The following is a 15,630-nucleotide window of genomic DNA, read 5'->3' as shown; positions in this document are numbered from 1 at the left end:
GTTCGGGGTCGCGCGCTTGGATGCCGGCCGTGTCCCACCCGGCCAGGCGGGCGACCCGGGGTGGCAGGTTCAGGCGCGCTGGAAGTTTGAGGGCGTCCGTCGGATGACGGATGGTTCGCGATTCGCGGACCCGGGACGGGTGAGATACGGTCCCGGCCAGCCACACCCCATCCGCCGCAACGCCTCACCCGGAGCCCACACGCGATGCACAAGGAGCCCATCATCGGCATCGACCTCGGCACGACGAACTCGTGCGCGGCGATCGTCGAGGACAGCGGGAACGTCAAGCTCATCCCCTACAAGGGCGGCGAGTACACCATCCCCTCAATCTTCGCCATCGACGACAAGGGCAACGAGCTCATCGGCTTCGAGGCGAAGCGCCAGTGGCAGCTCAACCCGCGCAACACCGTCTACGGCTCCAAGCGCCTGGTGGGGGTCAACTTCAGCAGCGACGTCGTCGGCACGATGAAGAAGGCCGTCGCGTACAACATGCGCGCCGGTGCCAAGAACGACGTCACCCTGGACGTCGGCAAGAAGGAATTCACGCTCCAGGAGATCAGCGCCAAGATCCTGGGGAAGATCCGCGACGTCGCCGCCAACTACCTGAAGACGCCCATCAAGCGCGCGGTGGTGACGGTGCCCGCGTACTTCAACGACCGGCAGCGCCAGTCGGTGAAGGACGCCGGCAAGCTGATCGACCTGGAGGTGGTGCGCATCATCAACGAGCCCACCGCGGCGGCGCTCGCCTACGGCGTGGGCAAGACGTTGAAGGAGAAGGTCGTCATCTACGACCTGGGCGGCGGCACCTTCGACGTCTCCATCATCGAAATCCGCGACCGCGTCTTCGAGGTGAAGGCCACCGGCGGCGACGTGTTCCTGGGCGGCATCGACTTCGACAACGCCATCATCCACCACGTCCTCAAGGACTTCGCGGCCAAGACGGGCATCGACCTGGCCACGGACCCGGTGGCCATGCAGCGCATCAAGGACCTGGCCGAGCGCACGAAGATCGACCTGTCCGCGCGCGAGGAAGTGCCCTTCAACATCCCCTTCATCACGATGACGGCGCAGGGCCAGCCGCTGAACATCGAGATGAAGTTCACGCGCAAGATGCTGGAGCAGCTGACAAACCAGCTGGTGGACCGCACCCTGCAGATGGTGGCGCGCGTGCTGGTGGACTCGGGTCTGTCCACCAAGGACATCGACGAAGTGATGCTGGTGGGCGGCCAGACGCGCATGCCCGTCGTGCAGGACCGGCTCACCAAGTTCTTCGGCAAGCCGCCCAGCAAGGGCGTGCACCCGGACGAGGCGGTGGCCATTGGCGCGGCGCTCTACGCGCACTCGCTCGAGGACAACACCAACCTGCGCATCCAGCTGTTGGACGTGATTCCCATGGCCATTGGCCTGGAGCGCGGCGACGGCGGCTTCCACGTCGTCTTCCCGCGCAACGCGTCCATCCCCAACGCCAAGCAGCTGCTGGCCACGACGAGCATCGACAACCAGACCGAACTGGCGATGCGCATCTACCAGGGCGACCACGACACGGTGGCGCGCAACGACCTGCTGGGCGAGTTCACCTTCTCCGGGATCATGCCCGCCAAGGCCGGCACGGTGAACGTGGAGATCATCTTCGACGTGAGCGTGGAGGGCATCCTCACCATGCGCGCGAAGGACCCCGCCACCGGCCGCGAGATGAAGACCACGGTGCGCGTCACGCAGAACTGAAGCACTTGGCGCCAGAAACACCACGGCGCCCCTGCCTGCTGGAGGCGAGGGGCGCCGGATGGAATCACCGACCGTCTGGGGGAAACCTCAGGCGGTCTTCTTTTCCTTCTCCATGACGATCTGCGGAGGCTCGTGCTTGGTGATCACCTGCTCGGTGATCTTGCACTCCTTGACGCCCTCGCGGAACGGCACGTCGTACATGATCTCCAGCATGGCGTCCTCCATGATGGCGCGCAGGCCGCGCGCTCCGGAGTGACGGCGCATCGCCTCGCGAGCAATGGCGCGCAGCGCTTCCTTGGTGAAGGTGAGCTTCACCTTCTCGATCTCGAACATCTTCTGGTACTGCTTCACCAGGGCGTTCTTCGGGATCGTGAGGATGGTGACGAGGTCATCCTCCTTCAGGTCGTTGAGCGTCGCGATCATCGGCAGACGGCCGATGAACTCCGGAATCATTCCGAACTTCATCAGGTCTTCCGGCTCGGTCATCGCCAGCAGCTCACCCACGCTGCGCTCTTCCTTGTGGGTGATCTTCGCGCCGAAGCCCAGGCCCTTCTCACCCACGCGGCGCTTGATCACGCCGTCGATGCCGTGGAAGGCACCGCCGCAGATGAAGAGGATGTTGGTCGTGTCGACCTGGACGTACTCCTGCTGGTTGTACTTCTTGCCGCCGCGCGGGGTGACGTTGGCGCGGGTGCCTTCGATGATCTTCAGCAGGGCCTGCTGCACGCCCTCGCCGCCCACGTCGCGGGTGGCGCTGGGCATGTCGCCCTTGCGGGCAATCTTGTCGATCTCGTCGATGTAGACGATGCCGCGCGCGGCCTTCTCCACGTCATAGTCGGCGTTGTGGAGGAGGTTCTGGATGATGTTCTCGACGTCCTCACCCACGTAGCCGGCCTCGGTGAGGCTGGTGGCATCCGCGATGGTGAAGGGGACGTTGAGGAAGCGCGCCAGGGACTGCGCGAGCAGCGTCTTGCCAGAGCCCGTGGGGCCGATGAGCAGGATGTTGCTCTTCTGCAGCTCCACGTCCTCGCCGCCAGGGGCCTTCACCCCGGGGCGCGGCCGGGCAGTCGGCTTCTTCTGATAGATGCGCTTGTAGTGGTTGTACACCGCGACCGAGAGGACCTTCTTCGCCTGGTCCTGGCCGATGACGTAGTCGTCGAGGAACGCCTTGATCTCCAGCGGCGTGGGCAGGCTGACCTGCGGCTTGCCTTCCTCGCGTTCGTTCTCGTCCGCGATGATGTCGTTACACAGCTTGATGCACTCGTCGCAGATGTAGACCGTGGGTCCGGCAATGAGCTTCCGGACCTCGCGCTGCGACTTTCCGCAGAACGAGCAGGACAGGTTGACGTGGTGCTCCTTCTTCACTGCCGCCTCCGAGTTCGCCGGTCCCGGTTCGGGACCTTCTCCACCGACCACCGCACTCCATCACCCCGCGAAGCCGCCCACGTCTTTCGACGGCTTCAAGCCCACCTACAGGCCCTGAACCCACTATAGGGCCCTCCCCTTCGGGCAGGAAGCCCGGTGGAAGCGCCCTATCCTTCCGAGCGTTCAGCCCAGGTCAACGGGTCGGTCTTGGATAACAGCGACTCAGGCGTCCGTCACGCTCGACGCGAGTTCTTCGACATCGTCCGCCAGGGAGGCCGCCCGCTCGGCGACAGCGTTGGGGACTCGACGGCTTCCCGCCAGCTCGGAGGCGAGCTTTCGCGCCAGCTGCGCCAGTTTCCGTACCTGGAGGCTCTCCGGGGGCGGCTCGGGCGGGGGCCGGGGGAAGCGCTCGGCGAATTCCTTCTTGAGCTCCGTGGGGGACTTCTCCGGGCTCCAGATGCTGTCGCGCAGCGACTTGTATTCCGTGGGGGACAGCTGGCCCCGCTCCTCGGCGTCGGCCAGGACTTCCACCACCTCGAAGGCGGGGGCCTTCTCCGGGAACTCGTGCTGCTGGAGCTCTTCCGGGGCCTCGTGCTTGGCCAGGAAGCTGAACGAGCGCGTGAGCTTGAGCGCCGTCTGCTTCTTGATGTGCAGCTCCTTGAGGCAGTAGGCCTCGAAGGAGGCGTGGCCCCACTCCTCGTACTTCGCTTCGTCCCGGACCTGGACGAGCAGCTTGCCCAGCTCCGCCCAGGTGGACTTGAAGCGCTTGGCGGCGAGCAGGACGGTGTGGCGGAACGTCCCCGGGGGGACGCTCATGGCCTTCTTGGCAATTTCGACTTCGGCGACAGAGGCGGACATGCCTGTTGTATCGGGCACGTCCGGAGGGTGGGCAAGAAAGTCGCCCTACCCCCGCTTGCCGATATTGAACGAAAGCCCCACGGTGGCGCGCTCGCCGTCGTAGGCCTTGAAGGGCCACTTCTTCAGCTCGGCGAAGAGGCACTCGAAGAGTGGGCCCTGCTTGAACTGGGGGTTGTCCACCCACAGCTTGTTCACGCGCCCGTCGTTCCCGATGACGAACTCCATGGGGATCTTCGCGGCCAGACCGGGCGTGCGCTCGGCCTCTTCCTTGAAGCAGCGGAAGAGCTTGGACTGGTTGCCCGCGACGACGCGGTTGATGGCGCCCTGGTCGAACTGCTGGGCCATCTCCAGGCCGTCCGGATCCGTGGAGACGCTGCCCGTGCGGGGCGGCGGCCGGTTGCCCGCGACGGCGGCGCTGGCCACCGCGCCACTTCCCGCGGGCTTGGCGGGGGTGCTGCCCTGCCCCGCGGGGCGATCCGGGCGGCGCGGGTCGTTGGACGGATAGGCGAAGAGATCCTCGTCATCCCCGCGCGCCTGGGCCAGGCGGATGGTGGGCGGGTCCATGGTGATGCCATCGCCCTCCTCGGTCGCGCCGAACAGGCCATACACGGCGGCGTTGCGCGCCAGGTACCAGCCGGTGACGCCCAGCAGGAGCGCCACGCCCGCGGCGACGCCGGCCAGCACCTTCACCCGCTTCTGGTTGCGGGCCTGCTCGACGAGCATCGTCTGGGCGACGCGGCCCTGCGCCTCGAAGCGCGCGATGTGCACCTGGAAGGTGGCGGTGTCCCGGAGGTTGCGGAACTCCCGCTCTCCGGCCGGAGCCACCTGGCTGTCCGGGGTCAGCTCCCCCGTGTAGAGCTTCTCCACCACCTGGGACGCGGTGATGGGCCCCAGCACCAGGTCGCCCTGTCGGAAAAGCCACTGCCCATCACTGTCCATCGCGAGTTCTTGAGCGGCCAGCATTCGCGCGGGAGTATCGTGTTTCTCCCATCGACACCGCAACGCCGTGGCAAGGACCTCTCTCAGACGAATTCCCGCCGTACTGTGGACTTGGTATCGCGGCGGAAACTTCCGCGGCTTCCAGCGCCAGGTGGAAGGTCCCACGGTCCAGGACGCGCTCGAAAACGCCTTGGAGCAGGCAGGCTCACCAGCCACGGTGATGCCGTCCGGGCGCACCGACCGGGGCGTACACGCGCGGATGCAGGTCATCAGCCTGCGCCTCAATGAGGACGTGCCCCTGGATTCGCTGCCCGCGCGGCTGGCGCCGCACCTGTCCCCGGACGTGGGGCTGTGCATCGCGAAGCGGCCGCCGGGCGCCTTTCACGCGCAGTGGAGCGCGAGCAGCAAGGAGTACCGCTACCACCTGACGCTGGGCACTCCGCCCCCGGAAGCATGGAGGCCGTACGCGCTGGACGTGGCGGCGGACGAAACCCTCCAGGCAGGCCACCGGGTGACTCCGGAGAAGCTGGAGGGACTGCTCGCCCGCGCCGTGGGCACGCGGGACTTCACCGCGTTCCACGAGCGCTCCAGTCCCCAGAAGCCGCGCGCGCTTCAGTCCGCCACCCTGCGGGAGCTGGGCGGTGGGCTCTTCGAGGCGCGGCTGGAAGGAGACGGCTTCGCGCGCTACCAGGTGAGGTACCTGGTGGGCAGCGCGCTGAAGGTGGCCGCGGGGCTCCTGTCCGAGGAGCAGTGGCACGCGGCGCTGGATTCGGGAACCGCCCTGCCCGGCTTCAAGGCCCCGGCGCATGGGCTGGTGTTGTGGGAGGTCCGCTATCCTTCCGCGGTGGACCCTTTCGGGCCCGGCGAGCGCCTCCACCCGCCCGGTCTGCCCGACGCGCCACCCTTCACGGGAGCGCCGCCGGGCTGACGTGGCGCTTCAGTCCACGAAGCGCGCTTCGTACTTCGCCAGCAGATCCGAGATGGCCTCCCGGAGGTACTCGCTCTGACGGATGCGCGTGGTGCGCGACAGCTCCTTCAGGGCGTCCAACTTCTCGCGGTTGAGACGAAACACGACCGAGGTGAGGCGGGGATTCATGTCCAAGTGCGCAACCTCCGACAGATGCACACACCCTCTCACAATGTCGGACGACCTCAAGAAAACAACCTACGAGGCTGAACCCACCGGGATGATCCACTGCAACCCGGTGAAGAGCTCGGTGTCCGCGCGCAGTCCGGAGCCGAACCCGAACGTGAAGCCGAGCCCGCCGTACAGCGCGAAATGATCCGAGAGGGTGTGTCTGGCGCCGAACCCTATGCGAGGCCCCAGCCACGGCCCAGAAATCGGACGCACGGAAACGCCCAGGTCGAAGAAGGTCCGCCACGACTCGGATCCGAAGACGCTGCGGTACCCGGTGATCAGCGCCAGATCCTCCCTCGGGCGGCCGGTGCTGCCGCGCGCGAGGAGGAACACCTCGTCCCCTCCGTAGCCCACGGTGATCGCGGCCCCCAGGTCCAGGTGCCCGGCGAGTCCGGACACGGCGGAGTCCCCGCTGATCCGTTCGGAGTACGTGGCCCCGGGCCCCACCGTGAGGATCAGCGAGCGCCGGCGCGCGTACGGCCCGTCATCCAGGTACTCCACGGCGGCGGCGGGGGTGGCCAGCGCCAGGCCCAGCGCGATCAGGAAACCCGAGGGGAGACCCTTCACCCCACCACCGGGAGCTTGAAGCCCTCGGACTTCCCCTGCCCTGCCCCGGCCGCGGGGGCGATGCCGGCGGCCTCGTTGAGGCGGCCGGAGCGGAAGGGCTCCAGATCCAGGGCCACGAACTTGAAGCCCAGGGACTTGAAGGCGCCGTTGATCCGCTCGCGGATGCCGGCCTCGAAGAAGCGCGGGTACTCCTCGCCGGCCAGCTCGATGCGCGCCACGTCCTGGTGGTAGCGCACCCGGAACTGCTTGAAGTCCAGCGCGCGCAGCTCCGACTCCGCGGCGGCGATCTGCAGGAGCCGGTCGCGCGTCACGGAGGTGCCGTAGGGGATGCGCGACGCCAGGCACGCCATCTGCGGCTTGTCCCAGGTGGGCAGGCCCAGCTTGCGGCTCCACGCGCGGATCTCATCCTTGGTGAGCCCGGCCTGGGCCAGCGGGGACACCACCCGGTGCTCCTTCGCGGCCTTGTGGCCGGGGCGGTGATCCTTGAAGTCGTCCGCGTTGAAGCCGTCCAGCACCACGGACAGCCCCAGCTCCGCGCGCTTCGCCTCGCAGAGGTCGTACAGCTCCGTCTTGCAGAAGTAGCAGCGGTTGGTGGGGTTGGCGGCGTAGTTGGGGTTCGCCAGCTCGTTGCTGGAGACGACGACGTGCCGGGCGCCCAGGCGGTCCGCCAGCTCGCGGGCCTCGCGCTCCTCCTCCGGGGCGACGGAGGCGGACAGCGCGGTGAGCGCCAGGGCGCGCTCGCCCAGCACCTCCGCCGCGATCGCGAGGACGAAGGTGGAGTCCACGCCGCCTGAGAACGCCACCAGCGCGCTGCCGTGGGCGCGCAGGGCGTCGCGCATCACCTCCAGCTTGGGGCGGGACGCTTCACAGAGGGCTTCAATCCGCTCGGGGCTCAGCATGGGGGACTCCTAAAACGGAAGGGCCCCGGATTGCACGCGCATCGCGCGGGCAACCTGGAGCCCTTCGACAGTCAGGACGGCGGTGGGGACTACCGGGCCTTGCCCTTGGCGGCCTTCTTCTTCGCGGCCGGGGCCGGCTTGCCCACGCGGGCGGCGCGGGTGGCCGGACGCGCCTTGGCGCCCTTGGAACCCTTGTCCGCCTTGGCGGGCTTGGCGGCCTTCACGGCGGCGACGCGGACCGGCGGGTCCTCTTCGTCGCGGCGGGCCTTCCTCGCCGGCAGCGGGTTGGCCTTCATCTTCTTGCCGGTGATGGTCTTCAGCTCGTCCGTGGACATCAGGCCCAGGTCCAGCAGCGCCTGGAAGATCTTCGTCCCACCGTCCTCCACCGACTCCGAGTCGGAGTAGATGGTCACCTCGGGTGAGGTGGGCGGCTCGTACGGCTCCGTGATGCCGATGAAGTTGGGGATCTCCCCGTTGAGCGCCTTCTTGTACTTGCCGGTGGAGTCACGCTCGATGAGCTTCTCCGTGGGGCAGTCGACGTAGACCTCCACGTACTTGCCCACCGAGCGGCGCACTTCCTCGCGGCTCGACTTGTAGGGGCTCACGCAGGGGACGAGCACCGCCACGCCGTTGCGGGCCATGAGGCCGGCGACGAAGCCCAGGCGGCGCACGATCATGTTGCGCTCGTCCTTGGTGTCGCCGATGCCAGCCCACAGGTCGTTATGGAGTTCGCCCTCGTCGAGGACCTCCACGTTACGTCCGACCTGGCGGAGCCGGGCCGCGATGTAGGCGGCCGTCGTGGTCTTCCCAGTTCCGGACATGCCGGTGAGCCAGAGGGTGAATCCGTTGTTGGTGGCCATAAGGGTTCTAACTCCCTGCGTCCGGAGCGCTTCTTGCACGCGGCGTGGGACGCGGCAGATCCAATAGACCACCGCTTTATAGACGAAAACCCAGTCACTTGACAATTCGGACCCACCTTTCCGCAGGTGGGGTCGGTTGCAGGGCAAGTTCCCGCCCTTACACGGTTTTTTCAAACCTGAAATCCGCCAATGCAAGCGGAACAGTCTGAAAATCGCCCGCGCTCCAAATAGACCGGGAGGCGGAGGCGGCACGGCCTCCGCGTATGGCAACCACGACGTAGGACACCTGGGGCAGCAGTGGGATTCCCGAGGGAGCAGCCTGGCGTCGGTCCTCGGAGGAGAACACGGCGGGCGCGTCCACGTGCGAGTGGAAGACGCAGACCACCGCCTCCTGACGCGCGTCCGCGTCCAGGCACACCTGGAGCCACACCTCTGGGGCGAAGGCGTAGGCGACGTGCGGCGTGGGAGAGGTGTTGGGCAGCGGGACGACCCGCCAGGAGTCACCCTCCCCCGCCCCGCTCCGGAGGATCACGCCGCAGCCTTCCTGGGGCCACGCGGCCTCCAGGTGGCGGATCATCATGGCGAGGACTTCCGGCGGGGCGTGCTGGATCAGGGCTTCGCTTCCGCCGCGGCGCAGCGCGAGCATCGGCGGAGTTCCAGGTCCGTCATCGAGCCCGGAGCGCTCAACCACCGGCCGCCCAGCGACGGGCCCAGTCCCAACCGCAGCCGCTGGAAGACGAGCGCGCCCAGGGCGCCCAGGGCCACGCCCATCGCTCCATCTGGTGGCGTGCCCAGGTGGCGCACCGTTTCACCGAAGCACCAGACGCACCCGTCCGCGCCCCGGAACACCACCGCGCCACGCGCGCCGTCGCCACCCAGCGCGACCCAGGGAGCCTCTCCGCTCCAGGCCGCCGGCAGCTCCGCGAGCAGCCCGCCGCCGGGCGTGCCCACCGCGTCCGGATTCACCTCCGGCACCACGCGCGCCAGCACCTCCGCCACGGGCTGGCCCACGTCATGCGCGGACGCGAGGAACCCCGGCGACCAGGGCCCCATGGTCAGCGATCCCACGCCCGTCACGGGAGTACCGCCGCCCGCCAGGTACGCCGTGGCCGTGAGGCCGGAAGCGCCCAGCCCGTCCACGCGCGCGCCGCCGGCCAGCAGGGCCTCCTGCCCGCGCCCACCTACGTCCCTCAGGAGGATCTGCCGGGAGTAGCGGAGAATCTGATCCTCGCGCAGCGCCATGACGGCCCCTTCAGCCCCCCGCCATCGCGGGGATGAGGGTGATCCGGTCCGCGTCCTTCACGGGCGTGTCCAGGGCCTTGAGCGCGCGCACGTCCTCGTCATTGAGGAAGACGTTCACGTACCGGCGCACGGCGCCCTTGTCGTCGAAGAGGCGCGCGCCCATGCCGGGATAGCGCGCTTCCAGGTCGCGCAGCACGTCGCCCACGGTGGAGCCGGTGGCCTGGACCTCGGACTGGTTGCCCGTCAGCGTCCTCATGGGTGTCGGAATGCGAATCGTGGCCATTGGCTCATTTCCCCCGCTTGCGGATGATCAACCGGTGCGTGCCGTCCCCGCGTGGATCCAGGGACACCACGTCGTGGCCCTCGTCCTTCGCGCTGCGAGGCACGTTCTTCAAGGGCTCGTCGCCCTTGAGCAGCACCTCCAGCAGCGTGTCCGCGGGCAGCGACTCCAGCTTCAGCTTGGTGCGCACGTAGGTCATCGGACACACCTCGCGGGTGATGTCCAACGTCGCCGTCACGTCGGGCATGCGGTGTCCTCCTGGGACGAAGGGAACGGGGGCAGCGTCTGGATGGCGCACCCCGGGCAGTCGGGCGCGCGCGTCACCTTCACGGTGCGCCCCTCCAGCGTCTCGCCGTCGAGCACGTGCAGCGTGGCCTGGCCGCGGGGGCCCGTGGCCGCGCCCGCCAGCAGCTCCAGCGCGAGCAGCGCCTGCACCGCGCCGATGAGCCCCGCCATCGCGCCCAGCACACCCGCCTGCGCGCAGGTGGGCACCGCGTCCGGGGGCGGCACGTCCTCATAGAGGCAGCGCAGGCAGGGGCCGCCGGGGTCGATTCGCAGGGCCTGGCCGTTCATGCGCAGCACGCCGCCGTATACGAGCGGCACGCCGGTGAGCACCGCCACGTCCGACAGGAAGAACTTGGTGGCGACGCCGTCGGTGGCGTCCACCACCAGGTCGTGCTCGCGGAAGAGCGCTTCGGCGTTGCCCGCGTCCAGCCGCTCCGGCAGGGCCTCCACGCTCAAGCCGGGGAAGGCGCGCAGGAGGCCGGCGGCGGCGGACTCCGCCTTGAAACGGCCCACGTCCTGGGTGCGGTGCCAGAGCTGCCGGGGCAGGTTCGTCACGTCCACCCGGTCCGGATCCACCAACGTCAGGTGGCCCACACCACCCTGCGCCAGCGCGAGCGACGCCGGACAGCCCAGGCCGCCTGCTCCCACCACCAGCACCCGCGCGCGCTCGATGCGGGTGGCGTGGGGAATGCGTGCGTGATGGTCGGTATCCGGCGAACCGTGCATGGGACTGGTGCTCCGTGAGGAACGAACGAATATGGTGCGGCGACTCCACGTCCTGACTTCAGGACGCTCCCGAAGCCTTCACTACCCGCCGCCGTCACAAGCGGCCCTCACCAGCCAGGACATATGAAAAACCTGACCGGCGCGCTCGTGTTTTCCACCCTGCTGTCCCTGGCTGTCGGCTGCCACAAGAACACCGGGGAGAGCCCGGACGCGGCCACGCAGACCGGCACCGTCAAGGAGGAGCTCCAGTCGGGCCGCGAGGCCGCTCCCCCGGAGGCCACCGCCGAGGCTGGCACGAAGGACGCGAGCGCCGTGACCTATGACTCGGGCGCCAGCGACCGCCTGGCCCTGGAGGCCTGCGTGGACGGCTGGCTCAAGACCCACAACCTGGACAAGTACGGCAGCCAGAAGGGCACCATGTACGCGGGCGGCACGCCCCTGTTCGACGAGCGCACCGGAGAGACGAAGGACCGCCTGGACTTCGTCCTCTCCCGCCAGCCGGAGGCCAAGAAGGCGTGCGTGGACGAAGGCGCCCCCAAGTAGCGCGTTTCCCCTTCCGCACCCGCCAGGACGCTGACCTGGCGGCTTGCCGGGAATTCCGCTCCCCGGGAAGGTCCCGTAAGCTGCCGCTCGAATGGACAGCGACCTCCGACCCGGCGACGACCATCCGGCCCATGACCTGAAGGCCCGCGTCCGCGCCGTGCTGGAGCGCCGCAACCTCACGGACAACGTGTCCGCGGAGCAGGCGGCTGCCTCCTGGGAGCAGGACCGCTTCGTCGCCCGGGCCCGCGCGCTGTTCTACGCGCGGATGATGTTCCTCACGTTGGGCCTGCTCATCCTCGCGGTGCCAGCGTGGAGCGGCTACTTCGGCTTCAACGGGCCCATTTCGTTCCTGGGCTACTTCGCGATGCTCCTCTACAGCGTCGCGAACCTGCTCGTCATCGACCACCCGAAGGCGGGCCGGTGGGTGACGTACCTGTCGCTGTGCTGCGACCTGCTGATCACCGTGGTGCTCATCGCCCGGCCGCAAGTGGGCGGCGGTCTTCAAAGCCCGCTGCTGGCGACGCAGCTGCTCTTCACCACGCTCTTCGCCATCCTCTTCCCCAAGCCGCTGGCCATCCTGCCGCCGCTGCTGGCGCTGCCCATCACCACGCGCCTGGACCTGCTGCTCAACCGCTCCGTGACGGCGGTGGAGCTGCTCACGCTGCTCTGGTACCTGGGGCTCAACTTCATCATCGTCTACGTGCTCGTGTACCTGAACGAGCGCGAGGCCACCGCGCACCGCGAGGTGGTGTCCCTGCAGGGCGACTTGAAGGAGCTGGCGGTGGTGGAGGAGCGCAACCGACTGGCGCGCGAAATCCATGACGGCCTGGGCGCGTCCCTGTCCTCGATGATCATCCAGGCGGAGTACATCCTGAACCTCGCGCGCGAGGACGGGCTGCGCACGGAGATCCGCGAGATGAAGGCCACCGCGGAGGAGTCGATTGAAGAGCTGCGCCGCAACCTGCGGATGATGCGCGACGACTTCGAGCTGGCGCAGGGCCTGGAGGACTACATCAAGACCTTCCGCGACCGCACCGGGCAGGACATCCGCTTCGAGCGAACAGGCCTGACGCGCAAGCTGCCCCCGGACGCGCAGCTGGCGCTGTTCCGCATCCTCCAGGAGTGTCTGTCCAACGCCGCGAAGCACGCCGAGGCGAAGGAGGTCCAGGTGCGCCTGGACTTCAGCGCGGAGGGCGTGCACCTGGTGGTCCGCGACAACGGCAAGGGCTTCGACCCGGGCCGCACGCCGCGCGGACACTACGGCCTGCTCAACATGCGTGAGCGGGCGATGAAGCTCGGGGGTTCCATCGTGGTGGACTCGGCGCCCGGCGCCGGGGCCCAGGTGGCCTTCTCCCTTCCCTGCCTTTCCGCCTGACACGCACCGGAGCCCGCCCCGTGGACCCGACACCGAATGCCCCCGCCCTCCCCATCCGCGTGTTCGTCGTGGAGGACCAGACCAAGATTCTGAAGAACCAGCTGCGCCTCTTCGAGGGCCACCCGGACATCGACATCGTGGGCACCGCGCTGTCCGGTGAGGCCGCGCTGGTGGAGGTGGAGCGCGAGCAGCCGGACGTGCTGCTGCTGGACCTGGGGCTCCCGCGCATGAGCGGCATCGACGTGACGCGCGAGGTGAAGGCGCGCTTCCCGAAGGTGGAGATCTTGATCTTCACCATCTTCGACGAGGAGGACAAAGTCCTCGAAGCCGTGAAGGCAGGCGCGTCCGGCTACCTGCTCAAGGGCGCCACGGTGGACAAGATCGTGGAGGCCATCAAAGAGGTGCGCGCGGGCGGCACGGTCATCCAGCCGAACCTCGCGCGGCGCCTGCTGCGCCACTTCCGCGTGGAGCCGGACACCGCGCCCGTGCCCACGGAGCCCCTGGCCGTGGCGCCGTCCGCCTCGGAGCCCGCGGCTCCGGCATCCGCGCAGGAGCCGTTGCTCAAGCCGCTGTCGGACCGCGAGCGGGAGATCCTCCAGCTCATCGCCAAGGGCGTGTCCAACAGCGAGGCGGCCCGGCTGCTGTCGCTCTCCAAGGCGACCATCCGCACGCACCTGGAGCACATCTACCGGAAACTCGAAGTGACGAACCGGGTGGAGGCCGTCACCGAAGGCATCCGCAAGGGCCTGATCTCCGTCTAGAAGCGGGCCCTGATGGGTCGGGCCGCTTCTTTTCACGGACGACGCGGTGCGTGGCCTCTATGGTGGGGAGTCTTCGTTCCCCACTCACAGGAGCCCCACCATGGACGTCCGCGCCGCCGTCGCCTTCGAGGCCGGCAAGCCCCTGAGCATCGAAACCGTGCACCTGGAGGGCCCCAAGGCGGGCGAGGTGCTGATCGAGCTGAAGGCCACCGGCCTGTGCCACACCGACGAGTTCACCCGCTCTGGCGCGGACCCGGAAGGTCTGTTCCCCGCCATCTTCGGCCACGAGGGCGCGGGCGTCGTCGTGGACGTGGGCCCGGGCGTCACCAGCGTGAAGAAGGGCGACCACGTCATCCCGCTCTACACGCCGGAGTGCCGCGGCTGTAAGTCGTGCCTGTCCCAGAAGACGAACCTGTGCACGGCCATCCGCGCCACGCAGGGCAAGGGCCTGATGCCGGATGGCACCAGCCGCTTCCGCCTGGGCAAGCAGGCCATCCACCACTACATGGGCTGCTCCACGTTCGCGAACTTCACGGTCCTGCCGGAGATCGCGGTGGCGAAGATCCGCGAGGACGCCCCCTTCGACAAGGTCTGCTACATCGGCTGCGGCGTCACCACCGGAGTGGGCGCCGTCGTCTACACCGCGAAGGTGGAGGCCGGCGCGAAGGTCGTCGTCTTCGGCCTGGGCGGCATCGGCCTGAACGTCGTGCAGGCCGCGCGCATGGTGGGCGCGGACATGATCGTCGGCGTGGACCTGAACCCCGCTCGCAAGGAGATCGCGGAGAAGTTCGGGATGACGCACTTCGTGAACCCGAAGGAAGTGGAAGGCGACCTCGTCCCGTACCTGGTGAACCTCACCGGCGGCGGCGCGGACTACAGCTTCGAGTGCATCGGCAACGTGAAGACGATGCGCCAGGCCCTAGAGTGCTGCCACCGCGGCTGGGGCGAGAGCATCATCATCGGCGTGGCGGGCGCGGGGCAGGAGATCAGCACCCGTCCGTTCCAGCTCGTCACCGGCCGCGTGTGGAAGGGCAGCGCGTTCGGCGGTGCCCGCGGCCGCACGGACGTGCCGAAGATCGTCGACTGGTACATGGACGGGAAGATCCAGGTCGACCCGCTGATCACGCACACGCTGAAGCTGGAGGAGATCAACCACGGCTTCGACCTGATGCACGAGGGCAAGTCCATCCGCAGCGTGGTGAAGTACGGATGAGCGCCGTGACGCCCACGCTCGTCAGTGAGCACGCGTGCTTCGGGGGGACGCAGTCCTTCTGGAAGCACCCGTCCGAGGCCTGCGGCGGTGAGATGCGCTTCAGCGTCTTCACCCCGCCCCAGGCGAAGCACGGCAAGGTGCCCGTGCTGTACTACCTGGCGGGCCTCACCTGCACGGAGGAGACCTTCGTCACCAAGGGCGGTGCGCAGCGCGTGGCGGCGGAGCTGGGGCTGGTGCTCGTGGCGCCGGACACCAGTCCTCGCGGCGCGGGCATCCCGGGCGAGGACGCGGACTGGGACTTCGGCACCGGAGCGGGCTTCTACCTGGACGCCACCCAGGAGCCGTGGAAGGCGCGCTACCGCATGGGCACGTACATCACCCAGGAGCTGCCCGGCATCATCGGGGCGCACTTCCCCGCGCGCATGGACCGCGAGGGCATCTTCGGGCACTCGATGGGCGGGCACGGCGCGCTGGTGACGGCGCTCCGGAACCCGGGCCGGTACAAGTCCGTGTCCGCGTTCGCTCCCATTGGCGCTCCCATCCGCAGCCCCTGGGGCAAGAAGGCCTTTGGCGGATACCTGGGGCCGGATGAGCAGACGTGGCGCGAGTACGACGCCACGGAGCTCTTGAAGGCCGGCCGGCGCGTGCCGGCGCTGCTCGTGGACCAGGGGACGAAGGACAAGTTCCTGCCGGACCAGCTGCACCCGCACTTCCTCAAGGAAGCCTGCGAGGCGGCGGGCCAGCCCCTCACCCTGCGCATGCAGGAGGGGTACGACCACGGCTACTACTTCGTCTCCACGTTCATGGAAGACCACCTGCGCCACCACGGCGCGGCGCTGAACGCGGGCTGAAAA

The 15,630-nt window shown here is 68.4% G+C and carries 19 protein-coding genes; 7 read left to right on the top strand and 12 right to left on the bottom strand.

Annotated elements, in window-relative coordinates; translation table 11 throughout:
* Window positions 1-204 precede the first annotated feature (204 nt).
* A complete protein-coding gene (locus GTZ93_RS27445; RefSeq protein ID WP_120577683.1) occupies window positions 205-1,725 on the top strand; it encodes an Hsp70 family protein in 1,521 nt (506 codons plus the stop codon).
* A gap of 87 nt (window positions 1,726-1,812) precedes the next feature.
* Here the strand turns inward: GTZ93_RS27445 and clpX are convergent, their stop codons facing one another.
* From clpX to GTZ93_RS27430, 3 genes are all read right to left on the bottom strand, one after another.
* Window positions 1,813-3,090, bottom strand: a complete 1,278-nt coding sequence (clpX, locus tag GTZ93_RS27440) for an ATP-dependent Clp protease ATP-binding subunit ClpX (protein WP_120577682.1) — start codon at window positions 3,088-3,090, stop codon at window positions 1,813-1,815.
* Between the two features lie 222 nt (window positions 3,091-3,312).
* Entirely contained in the window at window positions 3,313-3,966 is a 654-nt protein-coding gene (locus GTZ93_RS27435) for a hypothetical protein (RefSeq protein WP_169826248.1), read from the bottom strand.
* Window positions 3,967-3,993: 27 nt separating this feature from the next.
* Window positions 3,994-4,911, bottom strand: coding sequence for an AgmX/PglI C-terminal domain-containing protein (locus GTZ93_RS27430; protein WP_121752681.1), 918 nt, complete (start codon window positions 4,909-4,911; stop codon window positions 3,994-3,996).
* Window positions 4,912-4,954: 43 nt separating this feature from the next.
* On the opposite strand from GTZ93_RS27430, the gene GTZ93_RS27425 reads away from it, so the two are divergent.
* Window positions 4,955-5,815, top strand: coding sequence for a tRNA pseudouridine synthase A (locus GTZ93_RS27425; RefSeq protein WP_139922397.1), 861 nt, complete (start codon window positions 4,955-4,957; stop codon window positions 5,813-5,815).
* A 9-nt stretch (window positions 5,816-5,824) separates the two neighbouring features.
* Here the strand turns inward: GTZ93_RS27425 and GTZ93_RS27420 are convergent, their stop codons facing one another.
* The 9 genes from GTZ93_RS27420 to GTZ93_RS27380 all read right to left on the bottom strand — a co-directional run bounded on the left by GTZ93_RS27420 (window position 5,825) and on the right by GTZ93_RS27380 (window position 10,884).
* Window positions 5,825-5,989, bottom strand: a complete 165-nt coding sequence (locus GTZ93_RS27420; protein ID WP_014396701.1) for a ribbon-helix-helix domain-containing protein — start codon at window positions 5,987-5,989, stop codon at window positions 5,825-5,827.
* A 63-nt stretch (window positions 5,990-6,052) separates the two neighbouring features.
* Window positions 6,053-6,592 carry a hypothetical protein gene (locus GTZ93_RS27415; RefSeq protein ID WP_257979470.1) on the bottom strand — a complete coding sequence of 180 codons (540 nt, stop codon included), beginning with the start codon at window positions 6,590-6,592 and terminating at the stop codon, window positions 6,053-6,055.
* On the bottom strand, window positions 6,589-7,491 hold the full coding sequence (gene larE, locus GTZ93_RS27410; RefSeq protein ID WP_139922399.1) for an ATP-dependent sacrificial sulfur transferase LarE: 903 nt from the start codon (window positions 7,489-7,491) through the stop codon (window positions 6,589-6,591). Before larE ends, GTZ93_RS27415 begins: the two co-directional genes overlap by 4 nt.
* Before the next feature lie 89 nt (window positions 7,492-7,580).
* Complete coding sequence (cysC, locus tag GTZ93_RS27405; RefSeq protein WP_139922401.1) at window positions 7,581-8,351, bottom strand: adenylyl-sulfate kinase; 771 nt, start codon at window positions 8,349-8,351, stop codon at window positions 7,581-7,583.
* 157 nt (window positions 8,352-8,508) lie between these two features.
* The gene (locus tag GTZ93_RS27400) at window positions 8,509-8,997 is read right to left on the bottom strand and encodes a Mov34/MPN/PAD-1 family protein (protein ID WP_139922404.1); all 489 of its coding nucleotides are present in this window, start codon (window positions 8,995-8,997) and stop codon (window positions 8,509-8,511) included.
* Window positions 8,961-9,593, bottom strand: coding sequence for a HesA/MoeB/ThiF family protein (locus GTZ93_RS27395; protein ID WP_121778643.1), 633 nt, complete (start codon window positions 9,591-9,593; stop codon window positions 8,961-8,963). Before GTZ93_RS27395 ends, GTZ93_RS27400 begins: the two co-directional genes overlap by 37 nt.
* A 10-nt stretch (window positions 9,594-9,603) precedes the next feature.
* Window positions 9,604-9,876: a ubiquitin-like small modifier protein 1 gene (locus tag GTZ93_RS27390; RefSeq protein ID WP_121752683.1), complete on the bottom strand. Its 273-nt coding sequence runs from the start codon at window positions 9,874-9,876 to the stop codon at window positions 9,604-9,606.
* 4 nt (window positions 9,877-9,880) lie between these two features.
* Window positions 9,881-10,120, bottom strand: a complete 240-nt coding sequence (locus GTZ93_RS27385; RefSeq protein WP_121778645.1) for a sulfurtransferase TusA family protein — start codon at window positions 10,118-10,120, stop codon at window positions 9,881-9,883.
* On the bottom strand, window positions 10,108-10,884 hold the full coding sequence (locus GTZ93_RS27380) for a HesA/MoeB/ThiF family protein (protein ID WP_120581054.1): 777 nt from the start codon (window positions 10,882-10,884) through the stop codon (window positions 10,108-10,110). The genes GTZ93_RS27385 and GTZ93_RS27380 overlap by 13 nt, the downstream gene beginning before the upstream one ends.
* A 123-nt stretch (window positions 10,885-11,007) precedes the next feature.
* Here GTZ93_RS27380 and GTZ93_RS27375 point away from each other — a divergent pair, with 123 nt between their 5' ends.
* From GTZ93_RS27375 to fghA, 5 genes are all read left to right on the top strand, one after another.
* Entirely contained in the window at window positions 11,008-11,427 is a 420-nt protein-coding gene (locus tag GTZ93_RS27375; RefSeq protein ID WP_120581055.1) for a hypothetical protein, read from the top strand.
* Window positions 11,428-11,518: 91 nt separating this feature from the next.
* Window positions 11,519-12,802, top strand: coding sequence for a sensor histidine kinase (locus tag GTZ93_RS27370; protein WP_120581056.1), 1,284 nt, complete (start codon window positions 11,519-11,521; stop codon window positions 12,800-12,802).
* A gap of 20 nt (window positions 12,803-12,822) precedes the next feature.
* Complete coding sequence (locus GTZ93_RS27365; protein ID WP_121752685.1) at window positions 12,823-13,563, top strand: response regulator; 741 nt, start codon at window positions 12,823-12,825, stop codon at window positions 13,561-13,563.
* 100 nt (window positions 13,564-13,663) lie between these two features.
* The gene (locus tag GTZ93_RS27360) at window positions 13,664-14,776 is read left to right on the top strand and encodes an S-(hydroxymethyl)glutathione dehydrogenase/class III alcohol dehydrogenase (protein WP_139924010.1); all 1,113 of its coding nucleotides are present in this window, start codon (window positions 13,664-13,666) and stop codon (window positions 14,774-14,776) included.
* A complete protein-coding gene (gene fghA / locus GTZ93_RS27355; RefSeq protein ID WP_139924012.1) occupies window positions 14,773-15,627 on the top strand; it encodes an S-formylglutathione hydrolase in 855 nt (284 codons plus the stop codon). The genes GTZ93_RS27360 and fghA overlap by 4 nt, the downstream gene beginning before the upstream one ends.
* Window positions 15,628-15,630: the final 3 nt, after the last annotated feature.

This window comes from Corallococcus exiguus (assembly GCF_009909105.1).
In the GTDB taxonomy this organism is placed as follows: domain Bacteria; phylum Myxococcota; class Myxococcia; order Myxococcales; family Myxococcaceae; genus Corallococcus; species Corallococcus exiguus.
The sequence above is the reverse complement of the archived record's forward strand: the minus strand, read 5'-3'. Positions and strand labels throughout refer to the sequence as shown.

Excerpts from the sequence above, each read along its gene's own strand:
- GTZ93_RS27445 (WP_120577683.1), top strand. The coding sequence starts at position 205 with ATGCACAAGGAGCCCATCATCGGCATCGACCTCGGCACGACGAACTCG.
- GTZ93_RS27390 (WP_121752683.1), bottom strand. The coding sequence starts at position 9,876 with ATGGCCACGATTCGCATTCCGACACCCATGAGGACGCTGACGGGCAAC.
- GTZ93_RS27360 (WP_139924010.1), top strand. The coding sequence starts at position 13,664 with ATGGACGTCCGCGCCGCCGTCGCCTTCGAGGCCGGCAAGCCCCTGAGC.
- larE (WP_139922399.1), bottom strand. The coding sequence starts at position 7,491 with ATGCTGAGCCCCGAGCGGATTGAAGCCCTCTGTGAAGCGTCCCGCCCC.
- GTZ93_RS27395 (WP_121778643.1), bottom strand. The coding sequence starts at position 9,593 with ATGGCGCTGCGCGAGGATCAGATTCTCCGCTACTCCCGGCAGATCCTC.
- GTZ93_RS27370 (WP_120581056.1), top strand. The coding sequence starts at position 11,519 with ATGGACAGCGACCTCCGACCCGGCGACGACCATCCGGCCCATGACCTG.
- cysC (WP_139922401.1), bottom strand. The coding sequence starts at position 8,351 with ATGGCCACCAACAACGGATTCACCCTCTGGCTCACCGGCATGTCCGGA.
- GTZ93_RS27385 (WP_121778645.1), bottom strand. The coding sequence starts at position 10,120 with ATGCCCGACGTGACGGCGACGTTGGACATCACCCGCGAGGTGTGTCCG.
- GTZ93_RS27375 (WP_120581055.1), top strand. The coding sequence starts at position 11,008 with ATGAAAAACCTGACCGGCGCGCTCGTGTTTTCCACCCTGCTGTCCCTG.
- GTZ93_RS27380 (WP_120581054.1), bottom strand. The coding sequence starts at position 10,884 with ATGCACGGTTCGCCGGATACCGACCATCACGCACGCATTCCCCACGCC.
- GTZ93_RS27400 (WP_139922404.1), bottom strand. The coding sequence starts at position 8,997 with ATGCTCGCGCTGCGCCGCGGCGGAAGCGAAGCCCTGATCCAGCACGCC.
- GTZ93_RS27430 (WP_121752681.1), bottom strand. The coding sequence starts at position 4,911 with ATGCTGGCCGCTCAAGAACTCGCGATGGACAGTGATGGGCAGTGGCTT.
- fghA (WP_139924012.1), top strand. The coding sequence starts at position 14,773 with ATGAGCGCCGTGACGCCCACGCTCGTCAGTGAGCACGCGTGCTTCGGG.